General features: G+C 68.7%; 21 protein-coding genes. 15 read left to right on the forward strand and 6 right to left on the reverse strand.

Annotated features, from left to right (window positions below; genetic code table 11):
- Positions 1 to 198: 198 nt before the first annotated feature.
- The 12 genes from WS78_RS02240 (at position 199) to pyrF (ending at position 13128) form a co-directional block, all read left to right on the forward strand.
- On the forward strand, positions 199 to 1833 hold the full coding sequence (locus WS78_RS02240; protein WP_059583311.1) for a S10 family peptidase: 1635 nt from the start codon (positions 199 to 201) through the stop codon (positions 1831 to 1833).
- Positions 1834 to 1924: 91 nt separating this feature from the next.
- On the forward strand, positions 1925 to 2326 hold the full coding sequence (locus tag WS78_RS02245; RefSeq protein WP_059583313.1) for an EF-hand domain-containing protein: 402 nt from the start codon (positions 1925 to 1927) through the stop codon (positions 2324 to 2326).
- Between the two features lie 275 nt (positions 2327 to 2601).
- Positions 2602 to 3510, forward strand: coding sequence for an IclR family transcriptional regulator (locus tag WS78_RS02250; protein ID WP_059583316.1), 909 nt, complete (start codon positions 2602 to 2604; stop codon positions 3508 to 3510).
- The gene (locus tag WS78_RS02255) at positions 3507 to 4520 is read left to right on the forward strand and encodes a 2-dehydro-3-deoxygalactonokinase (protein WP_059583319.1); all 1014 of its coding nucleotides are present in this window, start codon (positions 3507 to 3509) and stop codon (positions 4518 to 4520) included. The genes WS78_RS02250 and WS78_RS02255 overlap by 4 nt, the downstream gene beginning before the upstream one ends.
- A gap of 40 nt (positions 4521 to 4560) precedes the next feature.
- Positions 4561 to 5250: a 2-dehydro-3-deoxy-6-phosphogalactonate aldolase gene (locus WS78_RS02260; RefSeq protein ID WP_161788709.1), complete on the forward strand. Its 690-nt coding sequence runs from the start codon at positions 4561 to 4563 to the stop codon at positions 5248 to 5250.
- Entirely contained in the window at positions 5247 to 6026 is a 780-nt protein-coding gene (locus WS78_RS02265) for an SDR family oxidoreductase (protein WP_059583639.1), read from the forward strand. The genes WS78_RS02260 and WS78_RS02265 overlap by 4 nt, the downstream gene beginning before the upstream one ends.
- Before the next feature lie 129 nt (positions 6027 to 6155).
- Positions 6156 to 7151, forward strand: coding sequence for an arabinose ABC transporter substrate-binding protein (locus WS78_RS02270; RefSeq protein ID WP_038754320.1), 996 nt, complete (start codon positions 6156 to 6158; stop codon positions 7149 to 7151).
- A gap of 138 nt (positions 7152 to 7289) precedes the next feature.
- Positions 7290 to 8801 carry an L-arabinose ABC transporter ATP-binding protein AraG gene (gene araG / locus WS78_RS02275; RefSeq protein WP_059583642.1) on the forward strand — a complete coding sequence of 504 codons (1512 nt, stop codon included), beginning with the start codon at positions 7290 to 7292 and terminating at the stop codon, positions 8799 to 8801.
- Between the two features lie 158 nt (positions 8802 to 8959).
- Positions 8960 to 9964, forward strand: coding sequence for an L-arabinose ABC transporter permease AraH (gene araH, locus WS78_RS02280; protein ID WP_038754317.1), 1005 nt, complete (start codon positions 8960 to 8962; stop codon positions 9962 to 9964).
- A 37-nt stretch (positions 9965 to 10001) separates the two neighbouring features.
- A complete protein-coding gene (locus WS78_RS02285) occupies positions 10002 to 10817 on the forward strand; it encodes an SDR family NAD(P)-dependent oxidoreductase (RefSeq protein ID WP_059583322.1) in 816 nt (271 codons plus the stop codon).
- 46 nt (positions 10818 to 10863) lie between these two features.
- Entirely contained in the window at positions 10864 to 11937 is a 1074-nt protein-coding gene (locus WS78_RS02290; RefSeq protein ID WP_038754311.1) for an aldose 1-epimerase, read from the forward strand.
- A 363-nt stretch (positions 11938 to 12300) separates the two neighbouring features.
- Positions 12301 to 13128 carry an orotidine-5'-phosphate decarboxylase gene (gene pyrF, locus WS78_RS02300; RefSeq protein ID WP_059583324.1) on the forward strand — a complete coding sequence of 276 codons (828 nt, stop codon included), beginning with the start codon at positions 12301 to 12303 and terminating at the stop codon, positions 13126 to 13128.
- Between the two features lie 190 nt (positions 13129 to 13318).
- Here the strand turns inward: pyrF and WS78_RS02305 are convergent, their stop codons facing one another.
- Genes WS78_RS02305 through thiL form a run of 3 tightly spaced genes read right to left on the reverse strand, consistent with a single transcriptional unit; the run spans position 13319 to position 15462 of the window.
- Positions 13319 to 13819, reverse strand: a complete 501-nt coding sequence (locus WS78_RS02305; RefSeq protein WP_038754303.1) for a CinA family protein — start codon at positions 13817 to 13819, stop codon at positions 13319 to 13321.
- Between the two features lie 46 nt (positions 13820 to 13865).
- Positions 13866 to 14471 carry a phosphatidylglycerophosphatase A family protein gene (locus WS78_RS02310; RefSeq protein ID WP_038754301.1) on the reverse strand — a complete coding sequence of 202 codons (606 nt, stop codon included), beginning with the start codon at positions 14469 to 14471 and terminating at the stop codon, positions 13866 to 13868.
- The gene (thiL, locus tag WS78_RS02315; RefSeq protein WP_038754534.1) at positions 14461 to 15462 is read right to left on the reverse strand and encodes a thiamine-phosphate kinase; all 1002 of its coding nucleotides are present in this window, start codon (positions 15460 to 15462) and stop codon (positions 14461 to 14463) included. The genes WS78_RS02310 and thiL overlap by 11 nt, the downstream gene beginning before the upstream one ends.
- 201 nt (positions 15463 to 15663) lie before the next feature.
- Between thiL and WS78_RS02320 the strand changes: the two genes are divergently transcribed.
- The 3 genes from WS78_RS02320 to WS78_RS02330 all read left to right on the forward strand — a co-directional run bounded on the left by WS78_RS02320 (position 15664) and on the right by WS78_RS02330 (position 19306).
- A complete protein-coding gene (locus tag WS78_RS02320) occupies positions 15664 to 17970 on the forward strand; it encodes an NADP-dependent malic enzyme (protein ID WP_059583327.1) in 2307 nt (768 codons plus the stop codon).
- Between the two features lie 327 nt (positions 17971 to 18297).
- A complete protein-coding gene (locus WS78_RS02325) occupies positions 18298 to 18726 on the forward strand; it encodes a ribonuclease (RefSeq protein ID WP_038754296.1) in 429 nt (142 codons plus the stop codon).
- Positions 18727 to 18742: 16 nt separating this feature from the next.
- Complete coding sequence (locus WS78_RS02330) at positions 18743 to 19306, forward strand: barstar family protein (protein WP_038754531.1); 564 nt, start codon at positions 18743 to 18745, stop codon at positions 19304 to 19306.
- Between the two features lie 321 nt (positions 19307 to 19627).
- Here the strand turns inward: WS78_RS02330 and WS78_RS02335 are convergent, their stop codons facing one another.
- From WS78_RS02335 to speE, 3 genes are read right to left on the reverse strand one after another with little or no spacing between them, the layout of a single operon-like run.
- A complete protein-coding gene (locus WS78_RS02335; RefSeq protein ID WP_059583330.1) occupies positions 19628 to 20395 on the reverse strand; it encodes a 16S rRNA (uracil(1498)-N(3))-methyltransferase in 768 nt (255 codons plus the stop codon).
- Entirely contained in the window at positions 20392 to 20808 is a 417-nt protein-coding gene (locus WS78_RS02340) for a VOC family protein (RefSeq protein WP_038754290.1), read from the reverse strand. The genes WS78_RS02335 and WS78_RS02340 overlap by 4 nt, the downstream gene beginning before the upstream one ends.
- A gap of 41 nt (positions 20809 to 20849) precedes the next feature.
- On the reverse strand, positions 20850 to 21707 hold the full coding sequence (speE, locus tag WS78_RS02345; RefSeq protein ID WP_038754287.1) for a polyamine aminopropyltransferase: 858 nt from the start codon (positions 21705 to 21707) through the stop codon (positions 20850 to 20852).
- Positions 21708 to 21916 lie beyond the last annotated feature (209 nt).

Genomic DNA, 21916 nt, shown 5'->3' on the forward strand with positions numbered 1-21916 from the left:
TCATATCGATTCCGTTCAAATCGAAATTCGAGTTCGAAAGAATAAAGTAAGCCTGATTTCTTTCAAATGTTTCGCTATTTTTCAAATCGAAGCTTGTCGCGTATATTGGCCGACGCCTTGGCTTATCGGGCCGATCGAGCAAGGTGGGGGCGCCTATCCGGCCGCTCTGGAAAACAACACGAGAGAAGGAAGACGACTATGCCAGCACGTAAAACGAAGCTGTTATTAGCCGCGGTATTCTCTTCGCTGCTCCTCGCAGCGTGCAACGGGGATGACGGAGGCCCCGCTGCGAGCGTCGCCGCGAACGCCGACAGTTCGAGCAATACCGGCTCTTCCTCCGGCGCGGACAAGCCCTACCAAGATCCCAACCGCTATTCGTCGAGCGGGAGCGCATCGCTGTCGCCTTCCGCCGCGACCGAGAACGCCGCGATCACGCATCACCAGATCACGGTGAACGGCAAGACGATCAACTACACGGCGACTGCCGGCCACCTGAGCGCCCGCAACCCACAGACGGGCGCCGCCGAAGCATCGTTCTTCTACGTCGCGTACACGGCGGACAACCAGCCGCTCGGCAAGCGTCCCGTCACGTTCTTCTACAACGGCGGCCCGGGTTCGTCGACGGTCTGGCTGCACCTCGGCTCGTTCGGTCCGAAGCGCCTCGTGACCGGCGATCCGAACGCGAACAGCCCGACGCCGTTCCCGTTCGTCGACAACCAGGAAACGCTCCTCGACACGACCGATCTCGTGTTCGTCGACGCGATCGGCACCGGCTTCTCGGAAGCGATCGCGCCGAACACGAACCAGACGTTCTGGGGCGTCGATCAGGACGGCGGAGCATTTCGCGATTTCGTGACCCGCTATCTGCAGGTGAATCGGCGCAACGATTCGCCGAAGTACCTGTTCGGCGAATCGTACGGCACGCCGCGCACCGACGTGCTCGCGAACCTGCTCGAGACGGCGGGCGTGAAGCTCGACGGGATCGTGCTGCAGTCGTCGATTCTCAACTACAACAGCAATTGCGACATGGCGAGCAACTCCGTCGGCAATTCGAACAACGGATCGAGCGCGGTGAGCTGCGCGGGCTTCGTGCCGAGCTACGGCACGGTCGGCGCGTACTACCGGCTCGACAATCCGAACCCGTCGAATCTGCCGCAATACGCGGACCAGATGCGCCTGCTGACGGCGGGCACCTATGCGCCAGCCGTGGATGCGTATCTCGCGAGCAACACGCAGCCGCCGCAGAGCCTCGTGACGACGATGTCGAATTCGACGGGCGCCGCCGCGTCGCTCTGGCGCGCGAACTTCAACCTGCTGCCGACCACGTACGACAACAGCTATCAGCTCGCGCTGATCCCGGGCACGCTGATCGGCCGCTACGACGCGCGCGTGAACGTGCCGACGAACAGCCCGCTCGCCGCGGACGGCGATCCGTCGAGCAGCTTCATCACGAAGCCGTTCACCGACACGATCGGCACCTATTTGCCGAACGTGCTGAAGTACTCGGCGAAGTCGGCCTATGCTGTGGAGAGCAACGCGATCAATACGTGGGATTGGAGCCACGACGGTCTCGATCTGCCCGACACGATCCCGGATCTGGCCACGGCGCTCACGCTCAATCCTGCGCTGAAGGTGCTGTCGCTGAACGGTTATCACGACATCGCGACGCCGTTCTATCAGACGGAGCTCGATCTCGCCCGTCTCGGCGCGCAGCCCAACCTGACGATCAAGGATTACCAGGGCGGACACATGGTCTATCTGGACGATACGTCGCGGCCGCGGGAGAAAGCCGATCTGGCGACGTTCTATGCCGCGACGCCCGTCGCGCGGTGACGTCGAACGATGCTGAACCGCTGGTCGCGCCGCGCGCATGATGCGCGGCGCGCGACGAGCCATGACGACCCCATTTCTCATCGGAGCTGACATGAAAATCCATTCGGCATTTGCCTGGTCGGCGCTCGCCGCCGCAGGCCTCGCGCTCTTCATGCAAGCGGCGCTCGCGCAGCAGGCGGCGAGCGGCGCGCAACCCGATCGCCGCGCGCAGGCGCAACTCGGCGATCCGTACGTACCGCCCGCCGCGCGCAAGCCGACGGCCGGCACGCAGACGTCGGGCGCCGCGCTGCACGCGCAGGTCGTGCGCAAGCTGCAGCGCCAGTTCGCAGCGGCCGACGCCGACAATACGGGCCTGACCGAAGCGCAGGCGAAGGCGGCGGGCCTCGGCTACGTCGCGAAGAACTTCAAGCAGATCGACGCGAACCACACGGGGCGCGTGTCGTTCTCCGACGTGCAGCGCTACATCCAATCGCAGAGCGCGACGCAGCAGTAAGCGCGCCGCGCATCGTCTACCCCACGAGGAGCGCGGGGTGCGCATCGAACGGGCTCAGCCGGGCATTCGGCTCAGCCCGTTTTTTTCATGCGCGTTCATGCGCGCGGCCGTCTCGCGGGTATGATCTGGATTCCCAATATATGAGAGCTTCATTCAGATATTGGAGCTTGCTGCAGGCCCCCCTACAATCCGAAGCACATCGAAATGCTTCGGCAGATGTGCGGCCGCCGCGAAATCGCGGCTCGCGCGTCTGAATTGCCGGAGTTCATCGCACCATGAACAAGACGCCCATGACGCTTGCTTTGAACGGCGCGACAGCCGTCCATACCGACATGTCCGACGCGGCGCTCGCCGACAGCATCGGCGCGACGAGCACGCCGCTCGATCTCGCCGCGCAGCAGGCGGGCACGCAGACGCTGCTGCGCGGGCTCGCGATTCTCGAGGCGGTCGCGGGCGGCGCGCGCGACATGCGCGCGATCGGCGCCGCGCTCGGCACGACGCGCAGCACGACGCACCGCCTCGTCAGCAGCCTCGTGCAGGCGCGCTATCTGCGCCAGGTGCAAGGCGGCTATCTGCTCGGTCCGAAGCTGATCGAGCTCGGCACGATCGCGCTCGAGCAGATGCCGCTCACGGCGGTTGCGCGGGCGCATCTCGAGGCGCTCGCGCAAGCGACGCTCGACACGATTCACCTCGGCGTGCGCGACGGCGACGACGTGCTCTACATCGACAAGATTCCCGGCACGCGCGGCCTCGAGATGCGCTCGCGGATCGGCCACCGGATGCCGCTCGCGTCGACGGGAATCGGCAAGGCGATGATGCTCGACCTCGATCCCGACACGTGGCGCTCGCTGTTCGAGGCGTCCAAGCGCGCGCTCGCGGGCGTGAACTTCAAGCCGGATCGCCGCCCCGACGTCGGCACGTTCCTGCAGCGGATGGCGCACTACGCGGCGGGCGGCTACACGTTCGATCTCGAGGAGAACGAAACGTCGATTCGCTGTGTCGCCGCGCCGGTGCGAGACGCGTCGGGCGCGATCGTCGCCGCGCTGTCGGTGGCGAGCACGATTCCGTACATGTCGCTCGACCGCATGAACGAGCTCGTGCCGCTCGTGCAGCGCGGCGCGCGTGCGATTTCGGCCGATCTCGGCTGGAGCGCGCCGCAGGCGACGCGCAGGATCAAGCGATGATGGCGCACGCGGCGGCGCCCGCGCTGATCGGGCTCGACTGGGGCACGACGTCGCTGCGCGCGTACCTGTTCGCCGCCGACGGCTCGGTGCTCGACACGCGCGCGCTTGCCGCCGGCGTGATGAGCTTGCCCGATGCGCAGGGCGCATCGTCGTCGCAGGCATTCGACGCGGCGTTCGAGCGCGCGTGCGGCGCATGGCTCGATCGCGCGCCGCACGTGCCCGCGCTCGCGGCCGGCATGGTCGGCAGCGCGCAGGGCTGGCGCGAAGCGCCGTACGTGACGATGCCGGCCGACGCCGACGTGTTCGCATCGAATCTCGTGCGGCTTCGCACCGCGCGCGGCTCGTCGCTCGCGATCGTGCCGGGCGCGCTCGAGCCGGGCGAGTTGCCGGACGTGATGCGCGGCGAGGAGACGCAGATCGTCGGCGCGCTCGCGGCCGAGCCGTCGCTCGCGCACGAGCGAGCGGGCGTGCTGATCGCGCTGCCCGGCACGCACGCGAAATGGGCGTGGGTGCGCGACGGCCGCATCGAGTGGTTTCGCACGTACATGACGGGCGAGCTGTACGCCGCGCTGCGCGGGCACACGATTCTCGGCCGCACGATGCAGCCGAGCGACGCGCCCGATTGGCCCGCGTTCGCGCATGGCGTGCGGATCGCGCGCCGCAAGCGCGGCGAGGGATTGCTCGCGACCTTGTTCAGCACGCGCACGCTCGGCCTGACCGGGCAGCTCGCGCCGCAAGCGCAGGGCGATTATTTGTCCGGACTGCTGATCGGTCACGAGCTGAACGCGCTCGACGCGCTGCTCGACGGCCACGGCGCATCGCTTGCCGCGCTCGCTCCGCGCCTCGTCGGCGACGGCGCATTGTGCGATCGCTATCGCCGCGCGCTGGCCGAATTCGACTGCGGCGAGGCGCGCATCGTCGAGCGTGCGTCCGAGCGCGGCCTGTGGCGCATCGCGACGCTGGCCGGGCTCGTCGGCGCGGCGGGCGACGCCGTCTGCACGTCGCAATAGACGCAGCACGTTTCGACGCGAAGCTGCTGGAGGAGATGAGATGTCGATGGATGCCGAAGCACTCCGTTTTCCCGCGCCGTATGCGCCGCATCGCGCCCTGATGCGCGCGTTCGACGCGTGTCCGCTGATCGCGATCCTGCGCGGGATCACGCCCGCGGACGCGGCGGCGCACGGCGCCGCGTTGTACGAAGCGGGCTTTCGCATCGTCGAGGTGCCGCTCAATTCGCCCGATCCGTTCGACGGCATCGCCGCGTTGCGCGCCGCGCTGCCCGCCGACGCGATCGTCGGCGCGGGCACGGTGTTGCGCGCCGAATACGTCGACGATGTCGTGCGCGCCGGTGGCGAGCTGATCGTGATGCCGCATGCGGACGGCGACGTCGTGCGCCGCGCGAAGACGCTCGGCATCGGCTGCGCGCCCGGCGTCGCGACGCCGACCGAGGCGTTCGCCGCGCTCGCGAACGGCGCGGACGTGCTGAAGATGTTTCCGGCCGAGCAGCTCGGCCAGGTCGCCGTGAAGGCGTGGCGCGCGGTGATCGATGCGCGCGTGCCGCTCGTGCCGGTCGGCGGGATCACGCCCGAGAACATGGGGCCGTATCTCGCGGCGGGCGCGAACGGCTTCGGCCTCGGCTCCGCGTTGTACGCGCCCGGACAGACGCCCGACGTCACAGCCTCGCGCGCGCGGGCGTTCGTCAAGGGATGGCAGATCGCCCGCAACGGAGCGGCGCGGTGAACCGGCTCGCGGGCAAGGTCGCGTTCGTGACGGGCGCGGGGCGCGGCATCGGCGCGGCGATCGCGCGCGCGTTCGTGCAGGAAGGCGCGGCCGTCGCGCTCGCGGAGCTCGACGCGGCGCTCGCCGAAGAGACCGTCGACGCGATCGCGCGCGATGTGGCCGATGCGCGCGTGCTCGCCGTGCCGACGGACGTCGCGCAGGCCGAGTCGGTCGCGGCGGCGCTCGCGCAAACGGAGCGCGCGTTCGGCCCGCTCGACGTGCTCGTCAACAACGCGGGCATCAACGTGTTCCGCGATCCGCTTTCGCTCACCGACGAAGACTGGCGGCGTTGTTTCGCGGTCGATCTCGACGGCGTCTGGAACGGCTGTCGCGCGGCGCTGCCCGGCATGGTCGAGCGCGGGCGCGGCAGCATCGTGAACATCGCGTCGACGCATGCGTTCAAGATCATTCCGGGCTGCTTTCCGTATCCGGTCGCCAAGCACGGCGTGCTGGGTCTCACGCGCGCGCTCGGCATCGAATACGCGCCGCGCAACGTGCGCGTGAATGCGATCGCGCCCGGCTACATCGAGACGCAGGCGACGCGCGACTGGTGGAGCGCGCAGCCCGACCCCGAGGCCGCGCGGCGCGAGACGCTCGCGCTGCAGCCGATGAAGCGGATCGGGCGCGCGGACGAAGTGGCGATGACCGCGGTGTTTCTCGCGTCGGACGAAGCGCCGTTCATCAACGCGAGCTGCATCACGATCGACGGCGGGCGTTCGGTGCTGTATCACGACTGATTCATTCGCGCGGTCGTCCACTCGTGGACGCATACGCGCGAAGGCGGCGCGCGACGGTCGCACGCGCCGCGTCGAGACGACGAAGCGGCCGACGTATCCGGTGACGGAGACAACAAGGAGACAAGCAACATGAAGCGCAGAACGTTCATCACACTGGCGGCCGCCGCGACGGTCGCGGCGGCGGGCCTGCCCGCGCACGCGGCCGAGCCCGTGAAGATCGGCTTCCTCGTCAAGCAGCCCGAGGAGCCGTGGTTCCAGGACGAATGGAAATTCGCCGAGATCGCCGCGAAGAGCCGGGGCTTCACGCTCGTGAAGATCGGCGCGCCGTCCGGCGAGAAGGTGATGAGCGCGATCGACAACCTCGCCGCGCAGAAGGCGCAGGGCTTCGTCATCTGCACGCCCGACGTGAAGCTCGGGCCGGGCATCGTCGCGAAGGCGAAGTCGCACGGCCTGAAGATGATGACCGTCGACGATCGCCTCGTCGACGGCGCGGGCAAGCCGATCGAATCGGTCCCGCACATGGGCATTTCCGCGTACGACATCGGCAAGCAGGTCGGCGGCGGGATCGCGGCCGAGATCAAGAAGCGCGGCTGGAACATCAACGAAGTCGGCGCGATCGACATCACGTACGAACAGTTGCCGACCGCGCACGACCGCACGACGGGCGCGACCGATGCGCTCGTCGCGGCGGGCTTTCCGAAGGCGAACGTGATCGCCGCGCCGCAGGCGAAGACCGACACCGAGAACGCGTTCAACGCGGCGAACATTGCGCTCACGAAGAATCCGCAGTTCAAGCACTGGGTCGCGTACGGCCTCAACGACGAAGCGGTGCTCGGCGCGGTGCGCGCGGCAGAAGGGCGCGGCTTCAAGGCGGCCGACATGATCGGCATCGGCATCGGCGGCTCCGACTCGGCGCTCAGCGAATTCAAGAAGCCGCAGCCGACGGGCTTTTTCGGCACCGTGATCATCAGCCCGAAACGCCACGGCGAGGAGACGTCGGCGCTGATGTACGCGTGGATCACGCAGGGCAAGGCGCCGCCGCCGCTCACGCTGACGACGGGCATGCTCGCGACGCGCGAGAACGTCGGCCACGTGCGCGAGACGATGGGGCTCGCGGCGAAGTGAGCGGCATGCGCCGTGCGCGCGAAGCGGGCGTCGCGCGTTGCGCGGCGCTCGCGGCGAGCGTGGCGAACGATGTGCGCGATGCGTCCGATGGGGCGAGGCGACGCAATGGCAATACGGATGGCGGTAGACGGAGGCGACGTGGCTACGGCACTGCGTTTTGACAATATCGGCAAGGTCTTTCCCGGCGTGCGCGCGCTCGACGGCATCTCGTTCGACGTGCACGCGGGGCAGGTGCACGGCCTGATGGGCGAGAACGGCGCGGGCAAGTCGACGCTGCTCAAGATTCTCGGCGGCGAATATCAGCCCGATTCGGGCGGCGTGCTCGTCGACGGGCGGGCGATGCGCTTTCCGAGCGCCGCTGCGTCGATCGCGGCGGGCGTCGCGGTGATCCATCAGGAACTGCAATACGTGCCTGATCTGACGGTCGCCGAGAACCTGCTGCTCGGCCGGCTGCCGAACGTGCTCGGCTGGGTCAGGAAGCGCGACGCGCAGCGCTTCGTACGCGAGCGGCTCGCCGCGATGGGCGTCGATCTCGATCCGCAGGCGAAGCTGTGCCGGCTGTCGATCGCGCAGCGGCAGATGGTCGAGATCTGCAAGGCGCTCATGCGCAACGCGCGCGTGATCGCGCTCGACGAGCCGACGAGCTCGCTGTCGCACCGCGAAACCGAGGTGCTCTTCGCGCTCGTCGACGATTTGCGGCGCGACGGCCGCGCGCTCATCTACATCTCGCACCGGATGGACGAGATCTATCGGCTCTGCGACGCATGCACGATCTTTCGCGACGGCCGCCAGGTCGCGTCGCACGCGTCGCTCGCCGATGTGCCGCGCGAGTCGCTCGTGCGCCAGATGGTCGGCCGCGAGATCAGCGACATCTATCACTACGAGCCGCGCGCGCTCGGCGGCGTGCGCTTGTCGGCGCGCGCGCTCGAGGGCGACGCGCTGCGAGCGGGCGCGAGCTTCGACGTACGCGCGGGCGAGATCGTCGGCTTCTTCGGGCTCGTCGGCGCGGGGCGCAGCGAGCTGATGCGCGTGATCTACGGCGCGGACCGCCGGACGGGCGGCGCGCTCACGCTCGACGGCGAGCCGCTCGACATCCGCTCGACGGGCGACGCGATCCGGCACGGGATCGTGCTGTGCCCCGAGGATCGCAAGGAGGAGGGGATCGTCGCGCATGCGTCGGTTGCGGAGAACATCAACATCAGCTGCCGCCGTCATACGCTGCGCGCGGGGCTCTTCCTCGATCGCAAGCGCGAGGCGCAGACAGCCGAGCGCTTCATCAAGCTCTTGAAGATCAAGACGCCTAACCGTCGGCAGAAGATCCGCTTCCTGTCGGGCGGCAATCAGCAGAAGGCGATTCTCGCGCGCTGGCTCGCGGAGCCGGATCTGAAGGTCGTGATTCTCGACGAGCCGACGCGCGGCATCGACGTGGGCGCGAAGCACGAGATCTACGGCGTGATCTACGAGCTCGCGAAGCGCGGCTGCGCGATCGTGATGGTGTCGTCGGAGCTGCCGGAGGTGCTCGGCGTGTCGGATCGCATCGTCGTGATGCGCGAGGGGCGGATCGCGGGCGAGCTCGCGCGCGACGAGGCGAACGAAGAGGCGGTGCTGAATCTCGCGCTGCCTCAGGGCGCGACCGCGCGCGCCGCATGACGCACGGCGCGCGATATACGACGCATGACGAGTGACGCACGAAGCGCGAAGCATGACGCGCGCGCGATCGGAGCGCAACGGTCCCGCGATACGCGCGACGACTGATTCAGGAATTGGAGACGAGGGCGGCCGCGCCGCCCCGCAGAGGAGCAGACGACATGCAAGCGAGAGAGAATCTTCCCCAGGCCGCCGCGCACGCGGCGGTTGCGCCGGCCGACGACCGGCAACGCTGGCGGCAGCACGTCGCCGATTACAGCCTCGTCGCGATCTTCGCGGCGATGTTCGTCGCGATGTCGCTGACCGTCGATCATTTCTTCTCGATCGACAACATGCTCGGGCTCGCGCTGTCGATCTCGCAGATCGGCATGGTCGCGTGCACGATGATGTTCTGCCTCGCGTCGCGCGATTTCGACCTGTCGATCGGCTCGACGGTCGCGTTCGCCGGCGTGCTGTGCGCGATGGTGCTGAACGCGACCGACAACACGTTCGTCGCGATCGGCGCGGCGGTCGCGGCGGGCGCGGTCATCGGCTTCGTCAACGGCGCGGTGATCGCGTATCTGCGGATCAACGCGCTGATCACGACGCTCGCGACGATGGAGATCGTGCGCGGGCTCGGCTTCATCGTGTCGAAGGGGCAGGCGGTGGGCGTGTCGTCGGAGACGTTCATCGCGCTGGGCGGGCTGTCGTTCCTCGGCGTGTCGCTGCCGATCTGGGTGACGCTCGTGTGTTTCGTCGTGTTCGGCGTGCTGCTCAACCAGACCGTGTACGGCCGCAACACGCTCGCGATCGGCGGCAATCCGGAGGCGTCGCGGCTCGCGGGGATCAACGTCGAGCGCACGCGCGTCTACATCTTCCTGATCCAGGGCGCGGTGACCGCGCTCGCGGGCGTGATCCTCGCGTCGCGGATCACGTCGGGCCAGCCGAACGCCGCGCAAGGCTTCGAGCTGAACGTGATCTCCGCGTGCGTGCTGGGGGGCGTGTCGCTCGCGGGCGGGCGCGCGTCGATCTCGGGCGTCGTGATCGGCGTGCTGATCATGGGCACCGTCGAGAACGTGATGAACCTGCTCAACATCGATGCGTTCTATCAATACCTCGTGCGCGGCGCGATCCTGCTCGCCGCCGTGCTGCTCGACCAGTTGAAGAATCGCGGCGCGCGCGATTGAGCGCGCCGCTTTTTTCGAGACCTTTCGGGAACGTCTGATGACCGACATTTCTTCGCATTTCGAATCGAACGGCGCGCAGGATGCGCAAGACGAGCGTTACGCGCGCTACCCGAGCCTCGCCGGCCGCACCGTGCTCGTCACGGGCGGCGCGACGGGCATCGGCGCGTCGTTCGTCGAGCATTTCGCGCGGCAGCGCGCGCGCGTCGCGTTCGTCGATCTCGACGCCGAAGCCGGCGAGGCGCTCGCCGCGCGGCTGTCCGACGCGGCGCACGCGCCCGTGTTCATCGCGTGCGATCTCACCGAGATCGCGGCGCTGCGCGGCGCGATCGACACGATCCGCGCGCGCATCGGCCCGATCGCGGTGCTCGTCAACAACGCGGCGAACGACGCGCGCCATGCGATCGTCGACGTGACGCCCGCGTCGTTCGACGCGAGCATCGCGGTGAACCTGCGCCATCAGTTCTTCGCCGCGCAGGCGGTGATCGACGACATGAAAGAGCTCGGCGGCGGCTCGATCGTCAATCTCGGCTCGATCAGCTGGATGCTCAAGAACGCGGGCTATCCGGTCTACGCGACCGCGAAGGCCGCCGTGCAGGGGCTCACGCGCGCGCTCGCGCGCGAGCTCGGGCCGTTCGGCATCCGCGTGAATTCGCTCGTGCCCGGCTGGGTGATGACCGACAAGCAGCGCCGCTTGTGGCTCGATGACGCGGGCCGTGAGGCGATCAAGGCGGGGCAGTGCATCGACGCCGAGCTGCTGCCCGGCGATCTCGCGCGGATGGCGCTTTTTCTCGCCGCGGACGACAGCCGGATGATCACCGCGCAGGATGTCGTCGTCGACGGCGGCTGGGCATAGCATTCGTTCGGATAACGAAGCTCGACGCAAGCAGGAGGACCGAAACATGACGGCGACCCACCGCCGATCCTCGGCAGCCGAGGCGGTGCAGACCTTGCAGACGCGCACGGCGCGGCGCGCGGCCGCCGCGCACCTGGTGAGCCCGGGGCCGCAGACGTCGCAGATCGCGCGCGGCGCGGGCGTCACGGAGACGGCGATCGCGACGCTCGCGAACGACGTGCTGCGGCTCGATGTCGCGCCGCATCTGGGCGGCGGCGTCACGCGCTTCGACTGGCGCGGCGACGGGGCGCTCACGCCGATCTTCCGCCGCTGCGACGCGCCCGGCGCGCGCACCGATCCGAACGAGCTCGCGTGCTATCCGCTGCTGCCGTATTCGAACCGGATCGGCGGCGGGCGCTTCGAGTGCGACGGGCGGCTCGTGCGCGTGCCGCGCAACCGTGCGACGGAGCCGCTGCCGATTCACGGCGACGGCTGGCTCGCGCACTGGCGGCTCGACGATGCGAGCGACACGCAGGTGTGCCTGTCGCTCGATCGCAGCCAAAGCGCGCCGTATGCGTATCGCGCGACGCTCGTCTACGCGCTCGACGGCGCGACGCTCTCGATCGCGCTCGCGATCGAGAACGCGGGCGCGATGCGCTTGCCGTTCGGGCTCGGCGTGCATCCGTTCATCGTGCGCGACGCGTCGACCGAACTCGCGGCCGCGGCGAGCGGGCTATGGCTGTCGACGCCCGACTGGCTGCCGTCGCGCCATGTCGGCGCGCCGGCCGCGTGGCGCTTCGGCATCGCGTATCCGTTGCCGGACACGCTCGTCAATCATGCGTTCACCGGCTGGGGCGGCGGCGCGACGATCGCGTGGCCGCAGCGCCGGCTCGCGCTGACGGTCACGGCCGACGCCGATTGCTACGTGCTGTACACGCCGCCCGGCGAACCGTTTTTCTGCTTCGAGCCGGTCGATCATCCGATCGACGCGGTGAACCTGCCGGGCGGCGCCGACGCGCACGGCATGACGCTGCTCGCGCCGGGCGAGCGTTTGACGCGGCGTTTCCGCTTCACGGTCGCGCGCACCGACGCGCGGGCGGCGCCCGTCGCGCGCGAGTCGAAGCGCGGTTCGATCGGATAGCGAAGGCCGATCTCGGCGCGCGCGACCGTTCGCGCGCGTGCGGGGAGCGCGGTGGGCGCGGCGCGGCTCGAAAAGCGTGCGCGCGATCGGTTCGCGGTTCGCGCCGGCGTTCGCGCGCCGCGCTCGGAGCCGGCACGACCGCTCGGCGCTCGGCGCGCGGCGCCCGGCGCGATTCCAGCTGCCGCTGCGCATTCGGCCGCGGCTTGATCGTACGAATCCGCGCCAGGCAGGCGCCGCGCGGCGCATTCGCATCCGCGTTCCTGCGCGCCGCCGCCGCCCCGCCACGACGCCGCCCGCGCGATCGCCCGGCGCGACACAGGTAAAATACGCGCCTTCCCAACCGCTTAGCCGCGAGTGAGCGCCATGTCTTCCACGCCTACCTTCATCGAATCGCTGCGCGCCGCCTGGCGGCGCACGAATTCGCTGCTGTGCGTCGGCCTCGATCCCGAGCCGACGAAGTTTCCCGCGCACCTCGAGAATCAGCCCGATGCGATCTTCGATTTCTGCCGCGAGATCGTCGACGCGACCGCGCCGTACGCGAGCGCGTTCAAGCCGCAGATCGCATACTTTTCCGCGCATCGCGCGGAGGATCAGCTCGAGCGGCTGATTGCGCACATCCATTTGCAGCATCCCGGCCTGCCCGTGATTCTCGACGCGAAGCGCGGCGACATCGGCAGCACCGCCGAGCAGTACGCGCGCGAAGCGTTCGAGCGCTATCGCGCGGACGCGGTCACGGTCAATCCGTACATGGGCTTCGATTCGATCGAGCCGTATCTCGCGTACGAGGACAAGGGCGTGATCGTGCTGTGCCGCACGTCGAATCCGGGCGGCTCGGACCTGCAGTTCCTCCAGACGGGCGGCCGGCCGCTCTATCAGGTCGTCGCCGACCTTGCGGCGAACAAGTGGAACGCGAAGACGGGCCAGCTCGCGCTCGTCGTCGGCGCGACGTTTCCGAAGGAGATCGAGATCGTGCGCGGGATCGTCGGCGACATGCCGCTTCTGATTCCCGGCATCGGCGCGCAGGGCGGGGACGTCGCCGCGACCGTCGCCGCGGGCCGCACGGCCGACGGAGCGGGCATGATGATCAACTCGTCGCGCGCGATTCTGTACGCGAGCCGCGACGACGACTTCGCCGACGCGGCCGCGCGCGTCGCCGAGCAGACCCGTGACGCGATCAACGCGCATCGCTGAACATCGCCGCCGCTCTCGACGATGCCCGGCGCGGTGCCGGGCGTCGTTCGCCGCCGCTCATTCGCGCAGTTCATTTGCGCCGTTCATTCGAGCGCTTCATTCGACGCCGCCGCGTCGCGCGCATTTCGCGCGCCGTAGCGTGTCCGATTCGATGACGTCGATGCGAGCCGTTCGCCGCCCGTCGCGCGCTTCAGCGCTCCTCTTCCTCGAGCAGCTTGATGAGGCCGCGCAGCGCGTGCGCGGCCGCCTGCACGCGGATCTGCTCGCGGTCGCCCTTGAACACCAGCGTCTCGACCGACGTGTGCAGCCGGTTGCTCCAGCCGAACGACACGGTGCCGACGGGTTTGTGCTCGGAGCCGCCGCCCGGCCCGGCGATGCCGGTGACGGCGAGCGCGACCTGCGCGCGGCTGTTGCGCAGCGCGCCTTCGGCCATCGCGTGCGCGACGGGCTCGCTGACCGCGCCGTGCTTGTCGATCAGATCGGCGGGCACGCCGATCATCTCGATCTTCGCGGCATTCGAATAGGTGACGAAGCCGCGATCGAACCAGCCGCTGCTGCCGGAGATGTCGGTGATCGCGGTCGCGATCATGCCGCCCGTGCAGGACTCGGCGGTGGCGAGCGTCAGGTGCTCGTCGCGCAGCTTGTTGCCGGCGCGGATCGCGAGCTGGTGAACGACGGAATCGGTTGGCATGCGGGAAGATCCGGTGCGAACGGGGGCGAGCGGGAATCGGGCCGCGTCACTGGACGAACGAGCGCCACAGCGCGATCACGAAGAGCGTCATCAACGCGGCGATCAGGTCGTCGAACATGATGCCGAAGCCGCCTTTCAAATTCCGGTCGAAGTAGCGGACGGGCGGCGGCTTCACCATGTCGAAGAAGCGGAACACGACGAACGCCCACAATTGCTCGACGAACGTCGCCGGCGTGACGAGCAGCATCACGAGCCAGATCGCGACGATCTCGTCCCAGACAGCGGGGCCCGGGTCGGCGATGCCCATCTTCTTCGCGGTGAAGCCCGTCATCCAGATGCCGGCGACGAAGCCGACGACGATGAGCGCCCACCATTCGGGCACCGTGAGATAACGGTTCAGCGCGACGAACGTGAGCCAGCCGAACAGCGTGCCGAACGTGCCGGGCATGAACGGCGCGAGGCCGCTGCCGAAGCCGAGCGAGACGACATGCACCGGGTGCGAGAACATGAAGCGCACGGTCGCGCGGCGGCGCGCGGTCGCCTGCGAATCTTGCTGCGGCGCGGCCGAGGGCACGGCAGACGGGGCTGCTGAGGGCGCCGGGCCGGGCTGGCCGGCGGAGTCGCCCGGACGGGACGTCGGGTCAGTTGGCATGGAAATGATCGAAACCGTGCAGCGTGAGCGAAAGCGGCGCGCCCGACGCGTCGCGCCACGTGACGGCGCACGCGTCCGTCGGCGCGGACAAGCCGCGTATTGTACCGATCCGCGTGACGGCCACGCCCGCGCGCGCGCCGGCCGCCTCGATCGCGGTGCGCGCGGACGGCGCGGCCGTGAAGCACAGCTCGTAGTCGTCGCCGCCCTCGAGCATGCAGCGGCGCTGCACGTCGGCGGGCAGCGTCGCGAGCGCGGCCGAGCGCGGCACCGCGTCGACGTTCACGTCGGCGCGCACGCTCGAGCGCGCGAGGATGTGAGGAAGATCGCCCGCGAGGCCGTCGGACACGTCGAGCGCCGCGTGCGCGATGCCCGCGAGCGCGATGCCGAGCGCGACGCGCGGCTCCGGCCGCTCGAGCGCCGCGCGCAACGCGGCCGCTTCGTGCTCACCCGCGCGCCATTCGCCGCGGATCACGCCGAGTCCGGCGCGCGCGTCGCCGAGCGTGCCGGACACCCACACGTCGTCGCCGTCGCGCGCGGCGTCGCGGCGCAGCGCCGCGTCGGGGGCGACGTCGCCGAACACGGTGACGCACAGATTGAGCGGGCCGCTCGTCGTGTCGCCGCCGATCAGCTCGCAGCCATGGCGGTCCGCGAGCGCGAAGAGGCCGTCGGAGAACGCGTCGAGCCAGTCGGCGTCGGCGCGCGGCAGCGCGCACGCGAGCGTGAACGCGCGCGGCGCGGCGCCCATCGCGGCGAGGTCCGACAAATTGACGGCGAGCGTCTTGTGGCCCAGCGCGCGCGGATCGACGTCGGCGAGGAAGTGCCGGCCCTCGACCAGCATGTCCGTCGAAATCGCGAGCATCTTGCCCGGTTGTGGCGCAAGCAGCGCGCAATCGTCGCCGATGCCGAGCGCGGCGCGCGCGTGCGGCCCCTTCGCGCGGCGCGCGAAGAAGCGGTCGATCAACGAGAATTCCGAAAGGGGAGTCTGGGCCACGGGCGAGAATGTCCGAGCAATGAGATGACGCTCATTGTAAGGCGCTTCGGGCGGGCGCCAGGCGCTGCGGCGGCCCGCGCGCGGCCGATTCATGGCGTTTCGGTCGCGGCTGTCAAACCCTAATACGACGATTTAACGTGTGGGATTGGCGCTACAATGCGTCGAACAGGTATTCTAATCCGCAGCCCCCCGTAGAGACACATGCCCACCTCGTCCTCCTCCTCGTCCAAAGAAAAACTCCGCGAAGCCGCTCTCGATTACCACGAATTCCCGACACCGGGCAAAGTCGCGATCGCGCCGACCAAACAGATGATCAACCAGCGCGATCTCGCGCTTGCGTATTCGCCGGGCGTCGCGTTCGCGTGCGAGGAGATCGTCGAGAATCCGCTGAACGCCGCGCGCTTCACCGCGCGCAGCAACTTGGTCGGCGTCGTGACGAACGGCACGGCGGTGCTCGGGCTCGGCAACATCGGCCCGCTCGCGTCGAAGCCGGTGATGGAGGGCAAGGCGGTCCTGTTCAAGAAGTTCGCCGGGATCGACGTGTTCGACATCGAGCTCAACGAGTCCGATCCGCACAAGCTCGTCGACGTGATCGCCGCGCTCGAGCCGACGTTCGGCGGGATCAATCTCGAGGACATCAAGGCGCCGGACTGCTTCATCGTCGAGCGCGAATGCCGCAAGCGGATGAAGATTCCGGTGTTCCACGACGACCAGCACGGCACCGCGATCGTCGTCGCGGCGGCGGTCACGAACGGGCTGAAGGTCGTCGGCAAGAGCATCAAGGAAGTGAAGCTCGTCGCGTCGGGCGCGGGCGCCGCGGCGCTCGCGTGCCTCGACCTGCTCGTCGATCTCGGCCTGCCGCTCGAGCACATCACGGTCACGGATCTGGCAGGCGTCGTCTACAAGGGCCGCACCGAGCTGATGGACCCGGACAAGGAGCGTTTCGCGCGCGAAACCGACGCGCGCACGCTGTCGGAGGTGATCGGCGGCGCGGACATCTTCCTCGGCCTGTCGGCGGCCGGCGTGCTGAAGGCCGACATGGTGAAGACGATGGGCGAACGCCCGCTGATTCTCGCGCTCGCGAATCCGACGCCGGAAATCCTGCCGGAAGTCGCGCTCGAAGCGCGCCCGGACGCCGTGCTCGCGACGGGCCGCACCGACTACCCGAACCAGGTCAACAACGTCCTTTGCTTCCCGTTCATCTTCCGCGGCGCGCTCGACGTCGGCGCGACGACGATCACCCGCGAGATGGAGGTCGCCGCCGTCAACGCGATCGCCGAGCTCGCGCAGCAGGAGCAAAGCGACATCGTCGCGACCGCGTACGGCATCCAGGATCTGTCGTTCGGCCCCGAATATCTGATTCCGAAGCCGTTCGATCCGCGCCTCATCGTGAAGATCGCGCCCGCCGTCGCGCAGGCGGCGATGGACGGCGGCGTCGCGACGCGCCCGATCGAGGACATGGACGCATACAAGGTTCACCTGCAGCAGTTCGTCTACCACAGCGGCACGACGATGAAGCCGGTGTTCCAGATCGCGCGCGGCGCGCCCGCCGAGAAGAAGCGGGTCGTGTTCGCGGAAGGCGAGGAAGAGCGCGTGCTGCGCGCCGTGCAGATCGTCGTCGACGAGAAGCTCGCGAAACCGATCCTGATCGGCCGGCCGGGCGTGATCGAGCACCGGATACAGCGCTACGGGCTGCGCCTCACGCCGGGCGTCGATTTCACGATCGTCAACACCGAACACGACGAGCGCTACCGCGATTTCTGGCAGACCTACTTCAAGATGATGGCCCGCAAGGGGATCAGCGAGCAGCTCGCGCGGGTGGAGATGCGCCGCCGCACGACGCTGATCGGCTCGATGCTCGTCAAGAAGGGTGAGGCGGACGGGATGATCTGCGGCACGATCAGCACGACGCACCGCCATCTGCACTTCATCGACCAGGTGATCGGCAAGCGCCAAGGCTGCAGCGTGTACGGCGCGATGAACGCGCTCGTGCTGCCGGGCCGCCAGATTTTCCTCGTCGATACGCACGTGAACGTCGATCCGACCCCGGCGCAGCTCGCCGAGATCACGATCATGGCGGCCGAGGAAGTGCGCCGCTTCGGCATCGAGCCGAAGGTCGCGCTGCTGTCGCACTCGAACTTCGGCACGAGCAACGCGCCTTCCGCGCAGAAGATGCGCGATACGCTCGCGATCCTGCACGAACGCGCGCCGCAGCTGCACGTCGACGGCGAGATGCACGGCGACGTCGCGCTCGACGCGGCGCTGCGCAAGGAAATCCTGCCGGAATCGACCCTCGAGGGCGAGGCGAACCTGCTCGTGCTGCCGAACATCGACGCGGCGAACATCGCATACAACCTGCTGAAGACGGCCGCGGGCAACAACATCGCGATCGGGCCGATCCTGCTCGGTGCCGCACAGCCTGTGCACGTGCTGACCGAATCGGCGACCGTGCGCCGGATCGTCAACATGACGGCGCTGCTGGTTGCCGACGTGAACGCGGCGCGTTGAACGAAGTTAGCGGCCGATAAAAAGCGGCGCGCCCATTGCGGGCGCGCCGTCGGGCATGGCGGAGATAAGCGCCTTCCCGAAGCCGACGACGCCACCCTTGGGCCGCAAGAGGCGGCGAGGAGGCAGAAACCCGCCGCAGCTGACGCCGTCGAGGCAATTTTACCTCATTGGAGCTATTTCCATCCTATAAAAGATAGAAATAGTGCCGACGAGGACTATTCTGTCCTTTCATTTCCCTAACGAGCATTGATTCCCGCGTGCATTAGCGCTACGCTTACGCCTTTCTTGGTCGTCAACTTATTGATTTAACAGCGGGAACCCTCGTTTATGGCACGCAAGTGGCTCCGCAACGGCGCGCTCGCGTCCGTCTTCGCGATCGTCGCGATGGGCAATATCGGCGTTTCGCCGGGCAGTCTGGTTTCCGCCGCATACGCACGGGAAGCCGCCGCTGTAAATGGGGCGGCGCAGACCGACACGGTCCCCGCATCCCGATTGCCGCGCGAAGCCGTGACCACGCTGAGCCTGATCGCCGCGGGCGGCCCCTATCCGTACGAGAAAGACGGCGCGGTATTCGGCAATTTCGAACGGATATTGCCGAAGATGCGGCGCGGTTATTACCACGAGTACACCGTGCCGACCCCGCGGGCCCGCAATCGCGGCGCGCGGCGCATCGTTTGCGGCGGTGCCTTGAGGCGCGTCGACAATTGTTATTACACCGACGACCACTACAACAGTTTCAAACGTATCGTTGATTGACTTCGGGATGAGCGGCATGAGCGACAACATTTACGCGCGCGACATGTCGGCTGCGGCGGATCTGTTCGCGGCCGGCGACGGCAACCTGTTCCAGCGCGTCATGCAGATGCGCATGGCGGCGCACGCCGGCGGCGCGCCTGACGGCGCGGCCAGCCCCGGGCTTTCATCCATCGAGGAGCCTATGAGCCTTTTTGCGACCGTGCGACCGAATCTCGTGCAGTCGATCCGTGCATTCCGCGTGCAGGATCTTGCCGACGAAGCGAATCAGCTCGGCCAGCATTTCCTGTATGCGTACTGCGGGAATGCCCAATCGAAGCAGGAAGTGCTGGAGACGATCGCGACGTCGTTCCTGTTTCCGAAGCACTTCGGCAAAAACTACGACGCGCTGTACGACTGCCTGACGGACCTCGTCCACAAGGCGGGCGCGCAGCCCGGCTTCGTGATCGTGCTCGAGGCGCTGCCGATCGCGCACAAGTTCGACAAGGAAGGGCGCGAGACGCTGCTCGACGTGTTCCGCGAAGCGGCGGAATTCTGGGCCGAGCGCAAGGTCGCGTTCCGCGTCTTCTACTCCTTCGCGTAATTCCGGACCGCACGGCCCGCCGGAAAGCCCGCCTTCGCGCGGGCTTTTTGCGTTTGCGGCCTCGGCAGGCGGGCAGCGGGCGCGCGTTCGCCTGACGGCGGCCTTTCATTGCGCATCATTTCTCATGATCGACGAGGCGCCGCTGCGCCGGCGCGTGACGGGCAAGGTGGAAATCCGCGGCACGGACCGATAGGGGTGGGCGACCGATCGCCCTGTGGGTTGTGGTGACCGGTGGTCGACGCGCCGTTCGGCCCCGTCATCGCGGCCGTCGCCCCGCCTTCGCCCGCGGTCGACCGACGCGTGTCGGCAGGTGGCCGCGCGTCACCATCCGCCCCAGCGCGCCGCGAGCGCGGCGAGCACCGCCGCGCCTGCCGTCTCGGTGCGCAGCACGCGCGGGCCGAGCGACAGCGCGGCGAAGCCGCGTGCGCGCGCGGCCAGTTCCTCGTCGGGCGACAGCCCGCCTTCCGGGCCGATCAGCAACGTGACGCCGCCGGCGGGCGGCACCTCGGGCAACGACGCGAACGCCATGCTCGCGCGCGGCGACAGCAGCAAACGCAACTCGCCGTCGGCCGGCGCGGGCGGCAGCGCGTCGAGCCATGCGTCGAAGCCGCGCACCGGCGCGACGTCCGGCACGCGATTGCGGCCGCATTGCTCGCACGACGCGCGCACGACGCCGCGCCAGTGGGAGACGCGCTTGTCCGCGCGCTCGCCCGACAGCCTCACCACGCCGCGCGCGGTCGACAGCGGCGCGACCGCCGAAACGCCGAGCTCGACCGCCTTTTCGATCACCCAATCCATCTTGTCGCCGCCGGCGATGCCCTGCGCGAGCGTGACGTGGTACGGCGGCTCCGCTTCCGCCGGCTCGAACGCGTCGATCCGGGCGAGCGCGCCGCGCTTGTCGATCTCGACGAGGCGCGCGTGGTACTGGCCGCCCGTGCCGTCGAACAGCGCGAGCGCGTCGCCCGGCTGCAGCCGCAGCACCTGCGCGTGCCGCGCGACGTCGGCCGGCAACGGGAGCATGGCGTCGGCCCGCAACGCCGCGTCGACGAAGAAGCGCGGCACCGCCGCGGTCGTGGCGCCGCCGCTCATGCCGCGATCCGCCGCGCGAGCGCCCAGCGATAACCATCGAGATCCTCGATCTGCGCGAAGCGATCGCCCCAGAACTGGTCTTGCGGCGCGCTCAGCGATTTCGCGCCGGCGTCGAGCGCGCGACGATAGGTCGCGTCGACGTCGTCGACGTACAGATAGAACGACTGCGGCGCGATCGCGCCCGCGCTCCTCGGCGTGCGGGCCGTCGAGCCGAACGCCCCCTCGGGCGCGAACATCACGATCAGCTGGCCGCGGTACGACATCTCGACGTGCATGATCGCGCCGTCTTCGTCGATCAACTCGCGCTTTTCGAAGCCGAATGCGTCGCCAAAGAACTGAATCGACACGTGCGCGCTGCGCACCGTCAGGTAAGGGGTCAACCAGGGCACGTCGGCCGGCCGTGGGTCGGTCATGCGGGTTCTCCTGCGGGGAAAAGGCGAATGCTTCGCCGAACTTAGCGATGCATGCCGAGAGTATCGCGCAGCGTGCGCGGCAGCGTGAAGAGCGCGGGATGCAGCTTCGCGTCGTAGAAGCGCAATCCGCCGATGCGCCGCACGGCGAGCCGCTCGTCGACGTCGTGCGAGAACAGCGACGCCGCGTCGAGCGCGTCGCTCGCGATCGCCATCAGCCACGGCGAGCCGTACAGCGGCACGTGCGCGCAAAGCGGCGCGACCACGGCGAAGCACGCATGCAGCCCGGCGAGCAGCGAGACGATGCGCGCCTCGTGAAAGAGCGGCGAGCCGAGGTGCAGCGAGACCGCGCCTTGCGGCGTCAGGATGCGCTTCAGGCGAGCGTAGAACTCGGGCGTGTAGAGGCTTGCGGCGGGCGAGTCGGGCGGCGTCAGGTCGAACACGGCGAGGTCGAAGTGCTCGCACGCGTGATCGACGAAGCGTGCGGCGTCGCCGATCACGAGCTCGACGCGCGGATCGTCGAGCGCGCCCTGGTGGACGTCGCCGAGAAAGCGGCGCGCCATCTCGACTACGGCCGGATCGAGCTCCGCGACGACGATCCGCTCAATGCACGGATGCTTGAGCAACTGGCGCGCGGCGCCGCCGTCGCCGCCGCCCAGCACGAGCGCTTTTCTCGGCGCCGGATGCGCGAGCGCGGCCGGATGCGTCATGCACTCGTGGTACACGAATTCGTCGCCGACCGACGTCATCGGTCGGCCGTCGAGCGTGAAGAGGCGCCCGAGCAGCGCCGTTTCCCAGACCTCGATCGCCTGATGATCGGACGCGACGCGCGCGAGCCGCCGGGCGTTCGGAAAGCCGTAGGCGACGTCGGGGGTCGGATGGAAGAGGAGGGTGGAGCTCAAGGCGGCGGGCGCGGCTGGCGGGGCGGTTCCGATGGTGAGAATTATAGAGGGTGGGAAGACGCGCGAGAAACCGCGCGGCCGGGCGGTTTCCGACAAGGCCCGCGCGGAGGGCATCTGCTAAAATGACGAGCTTTGCAGCCTCGTCCGTTTGCTCGTCCGCTTCGCGTCCTGCCGGCGCCGCACCGCGCGCCGGGAACGGTTTGGTCCGC

It is taken from the genome of Burkholderia savannae, from assembly GCF_001524445.2.
Lineage (GTDB): Bacteria > Pseudomonadota > Gammaproteobacteria > Burkholderiales > Burkholderiaceae > Burkholderia > Burkholderia savannae.